The organism is Novipirellula herctigrandis (assembly GCA_007859835.1).
GTDB lineage: Bacteria > Planctomycetota > Planctomycetia > Pirellulales > Pirellulaceae > Novipirellula_A > Novipirellula_A herctigrandis.
In genome coordinates this window covers 584,423-585,030 of sequence record SJPJ01000002.1, presented here as the reverse complement: position 1 = coordinate 585,030, position 608 = coordinate 584,423, and the positions used below count along the sequence as shown (strand labels likewise).

1 pseudogene is annotated in these 608 nt (G+C 57.2%); it reads right to left on the bottom strand.

From position 1 onward, the window contains the following. Nucleotides 1–608 (bottom strand): annotated as a pseudogene (locus tag CA13_RS36000) (cadherin repeat domain-containing protein); the annotation flags it as partial.

Below are 608 nucleotides of genomic sequence, written 5' to 3'. Positions count from 1 at the left end.
ATCTCGAACAGCCCCGCATCGGTGCCGGTCAGTGAAAGTGTTTCGGTGCCCAGTGCATCATCACTAACCGCGATCGTTGCAACCACGATAGCGGAACTGGTGTCGGCATCTTCGCTGAGGTTGCTGACCACGGACGACAGCGTGATCGTGGGTGCTTCATTGACATCACTGATCGTGACCGAGTGCGAATCGGAATTGTCGGGACTACCCGGGATTGACGCATCGTCCACATTAACAGTCACGTCGAGCGACGGATTCGTCTCGAAGTTGAGCGTCGAACCGGCCCTCAGTCGCAAGTCATTGCCGACGATTTCAAACATCGCCGCATCGGTACCGGAAAGCGACAGCGTCTGTGAGCCCAGTGCATCATCACTGACAGCGATCGTCGCAACCACGATAGCGGAACTGGTGTCAGCATCTTCGCTGAGGTTGCTGACCACGGACGACAGGGTGATCGTGGGTGCTTCATTGACATCGCTGATCGTGACTGAGTGCGAATCGAAGTCGTCCGGACTGCCGGGGATGGCGGCATCGTCCACATTAACAGTCACGTCGAGCGACGGATTCGTCTCGAAGTCAAGCGTCGAACCGGCCCTCAGTCGCAAGTC